This window comes from Clostridium aromativorans (genome assembly GCF_020908015.1).
Lineage (GTDB): Bacteria > Bacillota > Clostridia > Clostridiales > Clostridiaceae > Clostridium_B > Clostridium_B aromativorans.
This window is the reverse complement of record NZ_JAJJPB010000001.1, coordinates 52334-69267: the sequence shown is the minus strand read 5'-3', so window position 1 is coordinate 69267 and position 16934 is coordinate 52334. Positions and strand designations below refer to the sequence as shown.

Genomic DNA, 16934 nt, shown 5'->3' with positions numbered 1-16934 from the left:
CATATAATTTGAAAACAAATTTAAACTATAATAATTGTAATATTATAATGATATTATAATATTTTTGACAATTAGTCTAATGAAAATCATAAATATTTCTAGTGTAATTTATGGAAAAAGCTAAAAACTGATGAAATGGCGGGGATAGATACCCGGTAAATTAAGTTGGCTTTACTTCTAGGTAAGTATAGACGAACTGTGTATAAATTGATATGATATAGATAAATTAATTATAGGACATTCCGAAAAGACAGAGGTGAATAAATTGATTCAGGTTATCGGATACTTATTGGTAGTAGTAACAATAATTGCAGTAGTTTCCATTATATCGATTTTAAAAAATAATGCTGAAATAAAAAAAAGAATAGAAGAACAATGGGGTAAAAAATCAGATAAGAAATACAATAGGCAAGAAATCAATGATATATCAGGATATTTTAGAAATATAAATCTATATGAAAAGAATAGTTTTTTCGTTGATGATATTACATGGAATGATTTGGAAATGAATGAAATATTTAAAGATATGGATACTACTTCTAGTACTCCAGGAGCTGAATCTCTCTATGCCATGTTGAGAAAACCCATATATGATGATGAAGCTCTAAAATATAGAAATGAGATTATAGAATATTTTATGAAGAATCCTGAAAAGAGGAAAACTTTACAATATGTGCTTGGTAAGCTTGGGATAAAAAGAGGAATTTCTATAACCAATTATTTTTATAATGTTAATCACTATGAACACAGGCATTCCTTATTAAATATTTATAGATTATTTAGGATTTTACCTATAGCTTCAATTGCATTTATGATTGTGAATTTATATGTGGGGGCATTTTCTTTAATTATATGCTGCTTCATAAATATTACAATTCATTATTTTTTTAAAGGAAGATTAGATTATAAGCTCAGGGATTTCGCCTATATAATCAATATAGTGAAGTGTTCCAATTCGATATTGAAAATCCATGTGGAAGAACTGGGTCAATGTATTGATAAATTGAAAAATGCTTCTGATTCTGTTAGAAAAATCAAGAAATTCTATTTTAGCTTGTTCAATAATGGCACGGATATGGCCATGTTGATGGAATATATGAGTATATTATTCCTGACGGATCTGATAAACTATGAAAAAATGAGTTCTGTACTTGAACAGAAAAGTGATGAATTTAAAACCATCTATTCGATAATTGGGAATATAGATAGCTGTATAGCAATTGCTTCATATAGAGTGAGGATAAAAAGCTATGCTGTCCCAAAATTACATATATGCAGCAGTAAGAAAAATCAAAGTATTGTAGTTAAAGATTTGGTCCATCCACTTATAAAAGGGGCTGTACCTAATTCTTTGAAGATCACAGAATCCATTTTGATCACAGGTTCCAATGCATCGGGTAAATCAACTTTTTTGAAGACCTTAGCTTTGAATATCATATTTGCTCAAACTATATGTACATGCACTGCTAGTTATTTTGAGGGCTATTATGTAAAGGTATATACTTCCATGGCTTTAAGGGATGATGTATTGGGAAAGGAAAGTTACTATATAGTGGAAACTAGATCCTTGAAGAGGATTATGGACAGCATTGACAAAAGTATACCCACCGTGTGTTTTGTGGATGAAATACTCAGGGGAACCAATACAGTGGAGAGAATAGCGGCTTCTTCACAGGTGCTTAAATATTTTACATTGAATAACTGTATTTGTATAGCAGCTACTCATGATATAGAACTTACGTACATACTTGAAGATTATTTTAGAAATTATCATTTTCGTGAGAGCATTGAGGACAATGAAATATCTTTTGATTACAAAATTTACCCGGGGAAGTCTACGACTCAAAATGCAATAAAGCTTTTAAGCATTTTTGGATATGGAGATAATATTGTAAGTGGAGCTGAAGAAAAAGCAGCATCGTTTCTCAAAAATGGTCTGTGGAAAAAAGAACAGATTGAATGATTTTGATAAAATGCTTGATTCTTGAAATATAGTAAAAATTAGTTATAATGTGTCATAATGGAGAGGAGAATTATATATGAATGTGTCTGCAGCAAAAGTTATCTTAACTGAAGAAGATATACTCAGTATAGCTAAAGATTATTTAAAAATAGAAGGATTGGATATAGAAAATATAAATATACAAGAAATAATTACTGTAAGCGGTACCTACAAGAAAAAAATAAATACTGCCTTTGAGATTAAATTGGGGCTAGGCAGCATAAAAAACAATATTATAAATTTAAAGATATTTGATTTAAAGATCTATAAATTGAAGGTAATAAAAAGTGTTAAAAATATTGCAGTAAAAAAAATATTGGAGAATTTTGTTTCTTACGGAATAAATGTGAATGGAGACAATATAAATATTGATTTAAATTTGGCTGTAAAGCTCATACCATATTTTAATCTTAAATTAACAAGAATAGAGACATTACCCAATGCTTTAAAGATAGAGGCAGAAAATATAAAATATGAAAAAGAGAAAAAATTTCCCCATATAGATAAAAAGAAAAACCCATTGATTTTAAATGGTTATCATAAATTCAGAAAAAAAATTTTACATAAAGTGCCATCTAAATACGAAAAAATTGTAGAATATGGTATGCTTGTGCCGGATATAATAGTGCTATTCTGGAGATTGCTCAAAGATAAAAGAGTGAGTTTAAAAGTTAAAATTATTCTTACTGCTCTGACAGCTTATCTGGCAAGTCCTATAGATATACTACCTGATTTTATACCTTTTGTAGGAAAAATAGATGATATTTCCATAGCATTTTTTGCACTTAATATTATAATAGATGAAATACCTGAAAAGATCATAATGGATAATTGGCAGGGAGAAGAAAATATAGTTTCAATTACAAAGGAAGCAGTGAATTATATCACGGAAATATTAGGGGGTAAAAATGTATCTAAAATTTTAGAACAGATTCGAAACATATTTAAATCCCATCCTATAAATAATTGTGAAAATTAGTCTGTTTAAAAAAATTAAATTTACATATCCTATTTAATATAGTTAAATTCCCATTATATTAAAAATCAATATTTTAGGAAAAATTAAGAAAGGAGTAGGATATAAATGCATGGAAAATTTATAGCTGGTGCAATAATCGGAGCGGCAGTTGGCATGATGGTGATGCCTGAGCTGGGGGGATCTAATCGGAGAAAAATAAAAAGAGTCTCCAGACACCTAAAAGATACTGCAGATGAAATGATGAATTGGAGGAAGTGATAATTTATAATTTAATATAAATAAAGGTTGATGTACATTTTTTCATAATATTACAGATGTTAGTGAAAAAATGTACATCTTATTTTAAATAAGACAATTATTAACTTAAATTTAATTTAGATCATATTTTAAAAGATTTTCTTTTATTACAAAAAATATGGTATAATAGGATAAATACTTAGTAAAAATTTTAATGTGGTTAAAATTTATGATCTATAGTTGCACAGTGTAAAGGAAGATGAAATTATGGAGATACTTTCTTTAGGAGAAAAAATAAAAAAAAGAAGAAAAGAACTGAACATGACTTTGAAGGATTTAGCAGGAGATAGAATTACACCTGGACAAATAAGTCTTGTAGAGTCCGGAAAATCAAATCCAAGTATGGATCTTCTGGAATATTTGGCAGCAGAATTGAAGACTTCTGTTGAATATCTAATGGAATCAGAGGAAACTCAAGCAGAAAAAATTTGTACTTATTTTGAAAACATAACTGAATCCTGCATAATAAGCGAAAACTTAATTCAGGCAGAACAATACATTGAAAAGACTTTATATTTTGCGGATAAATATGGACTAGAATACAAGAAAGCAAAGAATTTGTATTTAAAAGGTGTAATACACATGGCTAAAGGTGATTATTTAATTTCACAACAATTTTTTCTATCAGCTAATGGGATATTTATTAAAAATAATAAATATGAACAGATTATAAAGACTTTTATTAATTTAGGTAAAATTACAATGAAATTGAAATCTTACCATTCTTCTTGCAGTTATTTTCAACAGGCGGAAAATGTATATAATGAAAACAAAATTGAGAATGATTTTTTAGTGGGAGAAATATATTATTATATAGCATGTGCAAATTTTAAGTTAGAAAATGTAGAAAAAGCCATAAACTATTCCTATTTGGCAAAAGAAAAATTTAATCAAATGGATAACAAAAAAGAATATGCTAATACACTTTTTCTGCTAGCTGAAGAATATAGTAAAAAGGGAGACATAGATAAAGCTATAAAATATTCTAAAAATGCATTAGAAGTGTACAGAAAATTGGATGATGCTATGAATGTTGCCAAAATTGAAAATAACTTGGGAAAACTATTTTATCAGTTTGACAACATTGAAGAATCTTTTATTCATTTAAATAAGGCGAAAGAATTGAGAATAAAGCTGAAGGACAGAGATGTCGTTACAACACTGGTGGATATATGTGAAAATTATATAAAGCTAAAAGACATTGAGAATTCAAAAAAAGTTCTCGATGAGATAATGGACAAAGTAGATGAGGGGAATAGCAAAACTTTAATATATTATTATTTGCTGAAGTTCAGAATAGATATGCTTGAGTCTAATAAAAAAGAGGCAGAAAATACTTTGATCATGGCATTGAATTTTGCAAATAATATGGATTATATTGAGGAAGCTGCTAAAATATCAATAATGTTAGGAAAATTTTATATAGAAAATAATTTAAATAAAGAAGCTGCTAAATATTTAAATGAAGGTGTTGAGAATTTTAAAAAAATAGGATTATTAAAAGATTCTTAAATAAAAATAGGTGAGAATTATGGAGATACTTTCTACTGGACAAAAAATTAAAAGAGCCAGGATATATAAGGGATATACCTTAAAAAGGTTATGCGGTGATAAAATTTCCGTTTCAAAGATGAGCTGTATAGAAAATGATAAAATAAAGCCTGAACAGTGGATTTTAAAATTTGTATCAAGTAAGCTTGAACTCGATGTTGAATATTTAAAACAGGATGTCAGAAGTCAGATAATCAAAAATATAGATGACATATCTAAAAATTCTCCTGGAGAAAATTATGAAAAATTACTTCAATATAATTTAAAATTTGCGGATAATTACTCTTATAGCGATATATGCTTTGTTATAATGCATATGCTTTTTAATCACTATCTGGATGAAAAACAATTTGGAAAGCTGCAGTTTATAATTTCAACCTATTATGATTATCTACAGAAATGCTTTTCCAATGAAAGAAATTCAATTTACTATATGGATATTGCCAGATATTTTTATGTGTCCGGAGAATTTTCTCAAGCTATAAATTATTATGACAATGTAATTCGGATTTGTGAAGAGGATGGATGCGGTGAATATCTATTAAAAGCTATGTACTATAAGGCTACCTGTTATATTAATTTGAAGTATTATGACAAGGCATATGAACTGGCGATGAAAATTGTAAATTTAATGGATTCAATGCAGGAGGATATAGAAAATGTATGTATTTATCAAATGCTTGCTATACTTTCATTAAAAATGGACATAAATAAATTTAGTAAGTATGAAAAAAAAGTATATGAACTCTGTGAAAAAAATTTAAAGAATAAATGTGAAGCAATGTTTGATTATGCCCGTGTACTGTTTAATTTAGGGGAGAAAAATAGGGCGTTGAGTTATGTGGATGAATCATTGAGAATATATCCTAAGGATAATATAAAGGAATTAGTACATTTTATGCTTATGAGTACAGATATATTAATAGATAATAAATTCTTAAAGAGGGCATGTATTACATGTAACAGAGCTTTAGATTATGCTATAAATTTAGACGATATAGCTTTTATAGAAAGGGCATATTATTACAAAGCTTTGATATTATTAAAAGAGGGAGACTTTTCAAAGGGAGAAATGTGTATGAATCTTTCTTTAGATAATCTTCTCAAATTTGGAACCAGCAGAGAAATATATAAAAGATATATGGAAATGGGAGAGATGTATTATAAGGTAGGTAATGTGGAGGAATCTGTTAAATATTTTACCTTTGCTATAAATCTAAAAGAAAAATATAAATTTTTGTAATTGTTAATTATAATGAATGGTATATGCAATATTAAAATAAAAAGGAGGGATTGTGTAGATACTTATTTATAAGGTTTGCACAATATTGTTATGGATATAAATAAGCTTACAGTAAAGGCCCAGCAGTCAATAAATGAAGCACAACTTATAGCTGTAAGACATAATCATCAGCAAATAGATGTAATTCATTTATTTTCAGCGCTGGTATTTGAAAAAGATGGATTGATTCCAAATATATTCGGAAAGATGTCTGTAGACGTAAAATCTCTTGTAAATGAAACAAAGAAGGTTCTGGATAAAATGCCGAAGGTATTGGGAGAAGGTGCAGAGAGCAGCTCTCTTTATGCTACCAGGAGGTTTGAAGATATTTTTGTAAAGGCAGAGAGTATAGCTAAGAACTTTAAGGATTCCTATATAAGTGTAGAGCATTTAATGTTGAGTATTATGGAAATTCATTCTCGAGATGTGGATGAAATATTGCAAAAATTTAACATAACGAAAAATGGTTTTTTAGAAGCACTGTCTCAAGTTAGAGGAAATCAAAGAGTTGATACCCAGGATCCGGAGGGAACTTATGAGGCTTTGGTTAAATATGGAAGAAATTTAATTGAAGAAGCGAAAAAGAACAAACTGGATCCTGTTATAGGTAGAGATGACGAGATCAGAAGAGTGGTAAGAATACTTTCGAGAAGAACTAAGAATAATCCTGTACTCATAGGAGAACCGGGGGTTGGGAAAACTGCCATAGTGGAAGGACTGGCAGAGAGGATTATAAGAGGCGATATACCCGAGGGACTTAGAGATAAGATAATATTTTCACTTGATATGGGAGCACTGATTGCAGGAGCTAAATTCAGAGGTGAATTTGAGGAGAGATTAAAGGCTGTATTAAAAGAGGTACAGAAAAGTGAGGGAAAGATAATACTTTTTATAGATGAAATTCATACCATAGTTGGAGCTGGAAAAACGGAGGGGTCCATGGATGCAGGAAATCTCATAAAACCAATGCTTGCAAGAGGGGAGCTTCACTGCATAGGTGCCACTACTTTTGATGAGTATAGGAAATATATAGAAAAGGATAAAGCACTGGAGAGAAGATTCCAGCCGGTTGTAATAGATGAGCCGACTGTGGAAGATTCCATTTCCATACTGAGGGGACTTAAAGAAAAATTTGAAATATACCACGGCATAAGAATTCATGACTCTGCCATAGTGGCAGCGGCGAAACTTTCCAGCAGGTATATAACGGATAGATATTTGCCAGACAAGGCTATAGATCTAATTGATGAAGCCTGCGCCATGATAAGAACTGAAATTGACAGTGTGCCGACTGAGATGGATGATGTGAGAAGAAAATTATTTCAATTGAAGATTGAAAAAGAGGCATTATCCAAGGAAAAAGACAATGCATCTGTGGAAAGACTTAAAACAGTGGAAAAAGAGCTGAATGATTTAAAAGACAAGGATAATGAACTGACAGCTAAATATGAGAAAGAAAAGTCCAATATAACTGAAGTGAGAAATTTAAAAAAGCAGCTGGATGTCGCGAGAGGCCAGATTGATAAAGCAGAGCGAGAATATGATTTAAATAAAGTTGCAGAATTAAAATATGGAGTCATACCTGAACTGGAAAGTAAAATAAAAGCTGAAGAGAATCTTATAAAAGAAAATAATGAAAGTGCTATGCTAAAAGAGGAAGTTACAGAAGAGGAGATATCACAAATAGTATCCAAATGGACGGGGATACCTGTATCCAGATTGGTAGAGGGAGAAAGACAAAAACTTGTTAAGCTGGAAGATGAACTTTCAAAAAGAGTCATAGGTCAGGAGGAAGCTGTTAAGGCGGTTTCTGATGCTGTAATAAGGGCAAGGGCAGGAATGAAGGATCCAAAGAGGCCCATAGGCTCATTTATATTTCTGGGACCTACAGGTGTAGGTAAGACGGAACTGGCCAAAACTCTTGCCAGGACTTTATTTGACAGTGAGGAGAATATAATCAGAATAGATATGTCGGAGTATATGGAGAAGTATTCTGTTTCCAGGCTTATAGGGGCTCCTCCAGGATATGTGGGTTATGAAGAAGGAGGCCAGCTTACGGAAGCAGTTAGGAGAAAACCCTATAGTGTAATATTATTTGATGAAATAGAAAAGGCACACAACGATGTATTTAATATATTTCTTCAGATATTGGATGATGGAAGACTTACAGATAATCAGGGCAAGGTAGTGGATTTTAAAAATTGCATTATAATTATGACTTCCAACATAGGAAGCAGCTATCTTCTGGAAAATAAAAGTGCTGTGGGAATAGACAAAGATGTAAGAGACAGAGTAATGAATGACATGAAGTTGAAGTTTAAACCGGAATTTTTAAACAGACTGGACGATATAATAATGTTTAAACCATTGAATACAGAGGAAATCAAATCTATAATAGACATATTTCTAAAAGATATAGAAAATAGATTAAAAGATAAAAACATTTATATAGAGATAACTGACAGGGCAAAAAATATTATAGCAAAAGAAGGATACGATCCGGTTTATGGAGCCAGACCTTTGAAAAGGTACATGGAAAATGTTCTTGAAACTTCTATTGCCAAGAAAATAATCAAGGGTGATATTTATGAAGGCTGTAATATAAGAGTGGATTATAAAGACAAATTTGAAATAGAAAAAATATAGGAAATTTGTTAAAATTAAATATTTAATTAGGTGTTATTTTAATAAGTAAAAGGAAAAGTTGAATACTGCAGTCCGCCGCTACTGTATGGAGGATGAAACTTTATCATGTCACTGGATGTATTGTCTGGGAAGACTAAGGAGTAAGATGAATCTGAGCCAGGAAGCCTGCCTAATATATATGTTGATTCCTTCGGAGGAAAGGGATATATATGTTGTGGGGGTATGTTTTTTGAAAAAGGATAATATATTTATTACAGGCTATGCAAAGCTTCCGAAGGGGATAACGGCAAGTCAGCTTTACGGTGGAGAAGTTGTCATAGGAGTTATTGTAAATAGGTATTCAGGAGAAATACAGGATATAGAGTGTTCTTTTGTCACTGACACCGCAAAAAAATATGCCAAAGAATTGTTAATAGGAAGAAATTTGAATGATATTCGAGAAATTGTGTCGGATATAGAAGATAATTATTTTGGAATGGCTAAAAAATCTTTTATAGCGGTATTGATAAATTGTTATGAAAGGTATAAAATAATAGTAAAGAAAGTAAAGAAAAAAAGTTAATAATATTGCCATTTTATTATGGTATGAAGGCTAAACCTTTATATAAAATTAATAAAAATAACGGCATGAGTACATTTTTCAATGCACTTATGCCGTTTTTTGTTTTTCTATTATACATACCTAGATCAAAAAAGAAAGGAGAGTGTAAAGCATAAATTAAAAAATTTAATAAATAATAATTATGTTAATTATTTAATAAAGAAGGGGATAGTATGATTACGGATAGAATAAAAAACAAAGAACTTCTAAAACGTATAGGGACACCAAACGATGCTGCCCAACTTATCAAAGACGGCATGACTGTCGGAACCAGTGGTTTTACGTTTTCAGGTTATCCTAAATCAGTGCCCATAGCACTGGCGAAGAGGGTAAAAGATGGTGAAAAAATTAAAATCAATTTGTACACAGGTGCCTCTGTAGGGGATGAACTGGATGGAGAACTGGCCAGAGCCGGCGCAATTAAAAAGAGATTTCCATATCAGACACACAAGGATGTAAGAAATGCCATCAATGCAGGCAAAATCGATTACGTAGATGCACATCTCAGTATGTCTCCACAGATGGTGGATTATGGTTTTATGGGCAAAATCGATGTGGCGATAGTTGAAGCTGTCGGTATAACTGAAGAGGGTTATATAATACCAACTACATCTGTAGGGAATTCACCTACATATGTTAAAAATGCAGATATTGTAATTGTGGAGATAAACGAAACTCAGCCCACTTCACTTATAGGAATACATGATATATATGTTCCAGAGAAGCCGCCTTTTAGACAGCCAATACCTATAACTCATGCATCTGATAGGATAGGGACAGACTATATAGTGACAGATCCTAAAAAAATAAAGTGTATAGTTTTCAGCGATATAAAAGATAATATTAGAAGTGTAGCACCAATAAGTGAAACAAGCAGGAAAATGGCTGGAAATCTGATAGATTTTCTTGAAAATGAAGTCAAACAGGGAAGACTTCCTGAAAATCTGCTTCCACTTCAATCAGGAGTTGGCTCTGTTGCAAATGCAGTACTTGCAGGATTAAAAGAATCCAGATTTACTGATCTGCAGGTATATACTGAAGTTGCACAGGATTCAGTATTTAATCTCATGGATGAAGGCAAGATTTCAGTGGCTTCAGCTACATCTGTCTCTTTCTCTGAGGAGGGACAAAAAAAATTCTATAAAAAAATTGATGAATACAGAAAGAAGCTTATATTGAGGCCTCAGGAAATAAGCAACAATCCTGAAGTGATCAGAAGGCTTGGAGTAATAGCCATGAATACAGCTATAGAAGCGGATATATATGGAAATGTAAATTCAAGCCAGATAATGGGTTCCAGAATGATGAATGGAATAGGTGGTTCAGGAGATTTTACGAGGAGTTCATATATATCCATATTCACTACAGAGTCAATTGCTAAAAATGGTGAAATATCCTCAATAGTTCCAATGGTGCCTCACTGTGATCATTCAGAACATGATGTAGATGTAATAGTTACAGAACAGGGAGTAGCTGATTTAAGAGGATTGTCACCAAAGGAAAAGGCAAAAGTCATAATAGAAAACTGCAGTCATCCTTATTATAGACCTTTCCTTAAAGATTATTTTAAGAGGGCAAGTCAAGGCAAAAATATTCATACGCCGGTTTTACTTAAAGAGGCGCTGTCATGGCATGAGAGATTTGAGGAAACTGGCAGCATGAAATTTAAAACTGATAAATCAAGTCCAGAAGTATAGAGAAAGGGGTTAGAAAATGTTTAAGGAAGAAAAAGTTAATGAAGTAAAAGCCAAGAAAAAAGAATGGGAAGAAGGAACTCTTGGGAAAGCTCTTGGAAGATTTCCGGAAAGAAAGAAATCTTTTAAGACCACATCTGGCATAGAGGTCAAAAGACTTTATACACCGGAAGATGTACAAGGCATTGATTATAATGAAGAGCTTTCATTTCCAGGAGAATACCCTTATACAAGAGGCGTTCAGCCTACTATGTACAGAGGTAAACTCTGGACAATGAGGCAGTATGCAGGTTTTGCTACTGCAGAGGAATCAAACAAGAGATATAAATATCTACTTTCACAGGGCCAGACAGGACTTAGTGTAGCTTTCGATTTACCTACGCAGATAGGTTACGATTCAGATCATGAATTGGCAGAGGGAGAAGTCGGTAAAGTTGGTGTTGCCATAGACTCACTTAAAGATATGGAAACTCTTTTCGATGGAATACCACTGGACAAGGTAAGTACATCCATGACAATAAATGCTCCGGCTTCAATACTGCTTGCAATGTATATCGCTGTAGCAGAAAAACAGGGAGTAACTCCTGAAAAATTAAGGGGTACTATCCAAAATGATATTTTGAAAGAGTATGTGGCAAGGGGAACGTATATATTCCCGGTTCAGCCTTCCATGGGACTTATCACCCATATATTCGAATTTTGTTCCAAGAACCTTCCAAAGTGGAATACAATATCCATTTCAGGGTATCACATAAGGGAGGCAGGTTCTACTGCTGTGCAGGAAGTTGCATTTACAATTGCCGATGGAATTGCCTATGTGGAAGCTGCTATAAAAGCGGGTCTTGATGTTGACCAGTTTGCACCAAGATTGTCATTCTTCTTCAATGCGAACAATGGATTGTTCCAGGAAGTTGCAAAATTCAGGGCAGCAAGAAGAATATGGGCAAAAGTCATGAAGGAGAGATTCCATGCAAATAATCCTAAATCCCTGAAGCTCAGATTCCATACCCAGACAGGAGGGTGTACCCTTACAGCACAGCAGCCGGATAATAATGTAGTGAGAGTTACACTTCAGGCACTTTCAGCTGTACTTGGAGGAACCCAGTCCCTTCACACCAATTCGAAAGATGAAGCACTGGCACTTCCTACCCAGGATTCGGTAAGAGTTGCACTTAGAACACAGCAGATCATAGCTTGTGAAAGTGGAGTACCAGATACTATAGATCCTCTGGCAGGTTCCTATTATGTAGAAGCTCTGACGGATGAGACAGAGAAAAAGGCAATGGAATATATAAATAAGATAGATGAACTGGGTGGAGCGGCAAAGGCAATTGAAAAAGGTTATATACAGAAGGAAATAGAAGATAGTTCCTATGAGTACCAGAAGGAAGTAGAGTCAGGAGAACAGATAGTTGTAGGAATGAATAAGTTCCAGATAGAAGAAGAACCTCCAAAGGGACTTTTAAAAGTAGATCTTTCCGTAGGCGAAAAACAGAAGGAAAAATTGAAACAGTTAAAGGCTGAAAGAGATTCAAAAGCTGTAGGCGAAAAACTTGCTTCACTTGAAAATGCAGCTAAAAAGGGAGATAACCTGATGCCTTTCATAATTGACGCTGTAAAACAATATGCTACCCTGGGTGAAATATGTGATGTCCTTAGGGGAGTATTTGGAGAATATAAATAAATTAAAAAGTGAGGGGAGATTTTAGATATGGATAGACCAATAAGAGTTTTAGTTGCAAAACCGGGATTAGACGGACATGACAGGGGAGCTAAAGTAATAGCAAGGGCACTCAGAGATGCCGGAATGGAAGTTATATATACGGGACTGAGGCAGACGCCAAATCAGATTGCAGAAGCAGCAGTACAGGAAGATGTGGACTGTGTTGCAATGAGCATACTGTCTGGGGCGCACAATACTCTGTTTCCCAAGGTAGTAAACCTGCTTAAAGAAAAGGGTGCGGAAGATGTTCTTGTCATAGGAGGTGGAGTCATACCTGAAGAGGATATACCGGGGCTGAAGAAGGCAGGAGTGAAAGCCATCTTTACACCGGGAACAAAAACCTCCGACACAGTTGACTTTATTAGAAAAAATGTTAAGTTGAACTAAGCTAAAGGGTGAATGTGATGGATATTGAAGATATTAAAAGAGGTATTATGGGCGGTCGGAAAAGAGCTGCTGCAAAATTAATAACCATGATGGAAAATGAGGACAGCAGATCTCTTGAACTTATGAAAGATCTATATCATCTAACTGGGAAGGCCAGGGTAATAGGAATAACCGGCCCTCCAGGAGCTGGCAAGAGTACAGTGACAGATCAAATAGCAAAACTTATCAGGAAACAGGGCAAAAAGGTCGGGATCATAGCTGTTGATCCTACGAGTCCTTTTTCACATGGAGCAATACTTGGAGACAGGGTCAGAATGAATGATCTCAATACCGATGAAGGGGTATTTATAAGAAGTATGGGTACAAGAGGGGCCCTGGGAGGACTTTCTGATGCGGTATATGGAACTGTAAATATTCTGGACATTTTTGGCATGGACTATATATTTATTGAAACTGTTGGTGTAGGACAGTCTGAAGTGGATATAGTCAAAGTGGCCGATGTCGTAGTTATGGTAATGGTTCCAGGCCTGGGAGACGATATACAGACAATGAAAGCAGGAATAATGGAAATAGGAGACATATTTGCAGTCAACAAGTCTGATAAGGAAGGTGCCCAGCGTACAGCAGCAGAGATAGAGGCCATGCTGAGCTTCAATGACAAAGGGGGGAAGCTGCCTCCAGTACTGAACATAACTGCAAAAGACAATACTGGAATTGATAAATTGCTTTCAGCTATAGATGAATGTTATGACAGTATGGCGTCGGAGGGAGTACTGGAAGAGAGAAGAAAATCCAAGTTGAAAGACAAGATAATTTCTATATTGAAGAACAACCTGGTAAGATCCGCTTTAAAACTGGATTATAAAACGGGCATGCTGAAAAGACTTGTGGAGGACGTCTTTAATAAAAAGATGGATCCTTACACTGCATCCGATACACTATATAAAAATTTTAAAATGGGAGATGAAAAATAACATGAGTATTGATTTGAAAAAAATAGACCATGTTGGAATTGCTGTAAAGAGCATTGAGGAGTCATTGAAATTTTATGAGGGCGTTCTGGGACTTAAATGCAAAGGAACTGAAGAAGTAAAATCTCAGAAAGTAATAACAGCTTTTGTACCTATTGGAGAGAGTGAGTTTGAACTTCTGGAACCTACGAGTGATGATAGTCCCATAGCAAAGTTTATTGCAAAAAAGAGAGAGGGAATACAGCATATTGCAGTTAGAGTGGATGATGTAGAGGCAGCTCTGGAAGAGCTTAAAAAACAGGGCATGAGACTCATAGATGAAAAACCTAGGGATGGTGCAGGTGGTGCAAAAATTGCTTTCGTGCATCCAAAGAGTACAAATGGTGTACTTTTGGAACTCTGCCAGAAATAATAATTTTGTCTATTAAGGAGAGAGGAATATGAGCAAGATTGACAAACTTATAGAGGATAAGAAGAAAATTGAAAAAGGTGGAGGCCAGACTAGAATTGACAAACAGCATAAAAAGGGAAAGATGTTCGCCAGGGAGAGGATAGAATATCTGCTGGATGAAGGCAGTTTTGTCGAAGTGGGAGTATTTGTAAGCCACAGGTGTACTAATTTTGGAATGGAAAAGGTTGAAATACCTGATGAAGGTGTAGTAACTGGATACGGTACCATAGATGGAAGACTTGTTTATGTATATGCACAGGACTTTACTTCCACAGGCGGGGCGCTTGGAGAAATGCATGCTAAAAAGATATGTGACATAATGGATCTTGCTGTGAAGACAGGAGCACCTGTAATAGGAATAAACGATTCAGGTGGAGCAAGGATTCAAGAGGGAGTAGATGCACTGGCAGGATATGGTGGAATATTCTACAGGAATACAAAAGCATCTGGTGTAATACCGCAGATATCCATGATAATGGGACCTTGTGCCGGTGGAGCAGTGTATTCACCAGCACTTACAGATTTTATATTCATGGTTGACAATACCAGTCAGATGTTCATAACAGGTCCTAAGGTCTTAAAGACAGTTACAGGAGAAGATGTAACCGTAGAGGAATTGGGCGGTGCAGGAACTCACAGCACAAAGTCGGGAGTTGCACATTTTGAAGCTGCGGATGAAAAAACTTCTCTGGATCAGGTAAAAAAACTACTGTCCTATTTGCCTTCAAATAATATGGAAAGTGCTCCGGAATTTCAGGCAGAGGATGATTTAAACAGAATTATTCCTGAACTTGATTCTATAATTCCTGACAATCCCAATAAACCTTATAACATGAAGGATATAATAAACAGGGTAGTTGACGAGAACAGCTTTTTTGAAATACAGGAAAGATATGCCCAGAATATCATAATAGGTTTTGGAAGAATGAATGGAAAAAGCATAGGAATAATAGCCAATCAGCCTAAAGTACTGGCAGGATGTCTTGATATAAATGCTTCAGATAAGGCAGCTAGATTTATAAGAACTTGTGATGCTTTCAATATTCCAATTTTAAATATAGTTGATGTACCAGGATTCTTGCCCGGCAAAAACCAGGAGCACGATGGAATAATAAGACATGGGGCTAAATTGCTCTATGCATATTCTGAAGCCACTGTTCCAAAGGTAACCATGATTGTCAGGAAAGCTTACGGTGGCTCATATCTGGCAATGTGCAGCAAGGATCTGGGAGCGGACATAGTGTATGCTTGGCCATCAGCAGAAATAGCTGTAATGGGACCTGATGGTGCAGCAAATATTGTATTTAAAAAGCAGATCAAAGCTGCAGCTGATCCGGAAGCCGAAAGGCGTGCGAGAGTGCAGGAATACAAGGATGATTTTGCAAATCCCTATATGGCGGCAAAGAGGGGATATGTGGATGATATAATAGTACCGTCAGAGTCCAGGCAGAGGCTGGCAGCAGCATTTGAAATGTTAAAGGAGAAGAGGGAAAGCAGCCCTCCCAAAAAACACGGCAATATACCTGTGTAAAAAGAGGTATGCAGAGGAGGTTTTGTATGTCTGATTTATTGATTCTAATAGCTGCAGTTGCTTGTATGATGCTGTTGTTTAAGTTAACTCCCCCGCCCTATAATCCGTCAAAAGACAACAATACTGAAGTCAAGAATACAGCTAAATTTGAAGAACGGAAAGTTTTAGTAGAAGAAAAGAATAGCGGGGAAGGTAATGAAGAGCTGATAGCTGTTATAACTGCTGCAGCTGCAGCAGTTATGGGAACATCAACTTCCCACGTATTTATAAGAGCTATAAAAAAAATAACACCAGCAGCTTCACCCTGGACTACTGCAGGGCGTCGGGAACAGATGAAGACATTTAATCGCAACAAGATGTCTAAAATAAATGAAGGGACTAATTTGTAAGGAGAATGAATTATGAGAAAATTTAACATTACTGTGAATGGAAAATCATATGAAGTTGAAGTAGATGAAATAACTGAAAGCTCGTCCAGCACTTATCAGGCTCCAGCAGCACCAGCATCTGCACCAAAAGCAGCACCAGCACCGGCACCAAAAGCAGCACCGGCGCCTGAAAAGGCCGCACCTGCGAAAAAAACCCCGGCAATAGTAAGCGGCGGAGAGACAGTTACAAGCCCTATGCCTGGAACAGTGCTGGATGTAAAGATAAAAGAAGGAGACACAGTTAAAAAGGATGATGTCCTCTTTATACTGGAAGCCATGAAAATGCAGAATGAGATAAGGGCTTCAAAAGGTGGAACTGTAGCGCAGATAGTAGTTTCAAAAGGGACCTCGGTAAATACAGGAGATACTCTGGCAGTATTGAAATAGCACC

At 34.7% G+C, this 16934-nt stretch carries 15 protein-coding genes and 1 riboswitch; all 15 genes read left to right on the top strand.

What is annotated here, in order from left to right; genetic code table 11:
• Positions 1–265: 265 nt before the first annotated feature.
• The 15 genes from LN736_RS00310 to LN736_RS00240 all read left to right on the top strand — a co-directional run bounded on the left by LN736_RS00310 (position 266) and on the right by LN736_RS00240 (position 16930).
• Entirely contained in the window at positions 266–1963 is a 1698-nt protein-coding gene (locus tag LN736_RS00310) for a MutS-related protein (protein ID WP_150359003.1), read from the top strand.
• A gap of 76 nt (positions 1964–2039) precedes the next feature.
• Complete coding sequence (locus tag LN736_RS00305; RefSeq protein ID WP_150359004.1) at positions 2040–2981, top strand: YkvA family protein; 942 nt, start codon at positions 2040–2042, stop codon at positions 2979–2981.
• A 105-nt stretch (positions 2982–3086) separates the two neighbouring features.
• A complete protein-coding gene (locus LN736_RS00300; RefSeq protein ID WP_150359005.1) occupies positions 3087–3239 on the top strand; it encodes a YtxH domain-containing protein in 153 nt (50 codons plus the stop codon).
• A 246-nt stretch (positions 3240–3485) separates the two neighbouring features.
• Positions 3486–4790: a helix-turn-helix transcriptional regulator gene (locus LN736_RS00295; RefSeq protein ID WP_150358030.1), complete on the top strand. Its 1305-nt coding sequence runs from the start codon at positions 3486–3488 to the stop codon at positions 4788–4790.
• A 19-nt stretch (positions 4791–4809) separates the two neighbouring features.
• On the top strand, positions 4810–6072 hold the full coding sequence (locus LN736_RS00290; RefSeq protein ID WP_150358031.1) for a helix-turn-helix domain-containing protein: 1263 nt from the start codon (positions 4810–4812) through the stop codon (positions 6070–6072).
• 90 nt (positions 6073–6162) lie between these two features.
• Positions 6163–8757 (top strand): ATP-dependent chaperone ClpB, encoded by a 2595-nt coding sequence (gene clpB / locus LN736_RS00285; RefSeq protein WP_150358032.1) that lies wholly within the window; start codon positions 6163–6165, stop codon positions 8755–8757.
• Positions 8758–8768: 11 nt separating this feature from the next.
• Positions 8769–8944: riboswitch (cobalamin riboswitch) on the top strand.
• Positions 8945–8986: 42 nt separating this feature from the next.
• Entirely contained in the window at positions 8987–9319 is a 333-nt protein-coding gene (locus LN736_RS00280; RefSeq protein WP_179977898.1) for a DUF3870 domain-containing protein, read from the top strand.
• A 212-nt stretch (positions 9320–9531) separates the two neighbouring features.
• Complete coding sequence (locus tag LN736_RS00275) at positions 9532–11055, top strand: acetyl-CoA hydrolase/transferase family protein (RefSeq protein ID WP_150358034.1); 1524 nt, start codon at positions 9532–9534, stop codon at positions 11053–11055.
• Between the two features lie 16 nt (positions 11056–11071).
• A complete protein-coding gene (locus LN736_RS00270) occupies positions 11072–12736 on the top strand; it encodes an acyl-CoA mutase large subunit family protein (RefSeq protein ID WP_150358035.1) in 1665 nt (554 codons plus the stop codon).
• Between the two features lie 27 nt (positions 12737–12763).
• On the top strand, positions 12764–13162 hold the full coding sequence (locus LN736_RS00265; protein WP_150358036.1) for a cobalamin B12-binding domain-containing protein: 399 nt from the start codon (positions 12764–12766) through the stop codon (positions 13160–13162).
• A gap of 17 nt (positions 13163–13179) precedes the next feature.
• Positions 13180–14136: a methylmalonyl Co-A mutase-associated GTPase MeaB gene (gene meaB / locus LN736_RS00260; RefSeq protein ID WP_229980397.1), complete on the top strand. Its 957-nt coding sequence runs from the start codon at positions 13180–13182 to the stop codon at positions 14134–14136.
• 1 nt (position 14137) lies between these two features.
• The gene (gene mce, locus LN736_RS00255; RefSeq protein WP_150358038.1) at positions 14138–14545 is read left to right on the top strand and encodes a methylmalonyl-CoA epimerase; all 408 of its coding nucleotides are present in this window, start codon (positions 14138–14140) and stop codon (positions 14543–14545) included.
• Between the two features lie 28 nt (positions 14546–14573).
• Entirely contained in the window at positions 14574–16115 is a 1542-nt protein-coding gene (locus LN736_RS00250; RefSeq protein WP_150358039.1) for an acyl-CoA carboxylase subunit beta, read from the top strand.
• Positions 16116–16141: 26 nt separating this feature from the next.
• Entirely contained in the window at positions 16142–16504 is a 363-nt protein-coding gene (locus LN736_RS00245) for a hypothetical protein (RefSeq protein WP_150358040.1), read from the top strand.
• Between the two features lie 12 nt (positions 16505–16516).
• Positions 16517–16930 (top strand): biotin/lipoyl-containing protein, encoded by a 414-nt coding sequence (locus tag LN736_RS00240; RefSeq protein WP_179977897.1) that lies wholly within the window; start codon positions 16517–16519, stop codon positions 16928–16930.
• Positions 16931–16934: the final 4 nt, after the last annotated feature.

Bases quoted from the DNA above. Each gene is read 5' to 3' on its own strand.
- LN736_RS00265 (WP_150358036.1), top strand. From the start codon at position 12,764: ATGGATAGACCAATAAGAGTTTTAGTTGCAAAACCGGGATTAGACGGA.
- mce (WP_150358038.1), top strand. From the start codon at position 14,138: ATGAGTATTGATTTGAAAAAAATAGACCATGTTGGAATTGCTGTAAAG.
- LN736_RS00305 (WP_150359004.1), top strand. From the start codon at position 2,040: ATGAATGTGTCTGCAGCAAAAGTTATCTTAACTGAAGAAGATATACTC.
- LN736_RS00240 (WP_179977897.1), top strand. From the start codon at position 16,517: ATGAGAAAATTTAACATTACTGTGAATGGAAAATCATATGAAGTTGAA.
- meaB (WP_229980397.1), top strand. From the start codon at position 13,180: ATGGATATTGAAGATATTAAAAGAGGTATTATGGGCGGTCGGAAAAGA.
- LN736_RS00270 (WP_150358035.1), top strand. From the start codon at position 11,072: ATGTTTAAGGAAGAAAAAGTTAATGAAGTAAAAGCCAAGAAAAAAGAA.
- LN736_RS00300 (WP_150359005.1), top strand. From the start codon at position 3,087: ATGCATGGAAAATTTATAGCTGGTGCAATAATCGGAGCGGCAGTTGGC.
- LN736_RS00295 (WP_150358030.1), top strand. From the start codon at position 3,486: ATGGAGATACTTTCTTTAGGAGAAAAAATAAAAAAAAGAAGAAAAGAA.
- LN736_RS00245 (WP_150358040.1), top strand. From the start codon at position 16,142: ATGTCTGATTTATTGATTCTAATAGCTGCAGTTGCTTGTATGATGCTG.
- clpB (WP_150358032.1), top strand. From the start codon at position 6,163: ATGGATATAAATAAGCTTACAGTAAAGGCCCAGCAGTCAATAAATGAA.
- LN736_RS00250 (WP_150358039.1), top strand. From the start codon at position 14,574: ATGAGCAAGATTGACAAACTTATAGAGGATAAGAAGAAAATTGAAAAA.
- LN736_RS00290 (WP_150358031.1), top strand. From the start codon at position 4,810: ATGGAGATACTTTCTACTGGACAAAAAATTAAAAGAGCCAGGATATAT.
- LN736_RS00275 (WP_150358034.1), top strand. From the start codon at position 9,532: ATGATTACGGATAGAATAAAAAACAAAGAACTTCTAAAACGTATAGGG.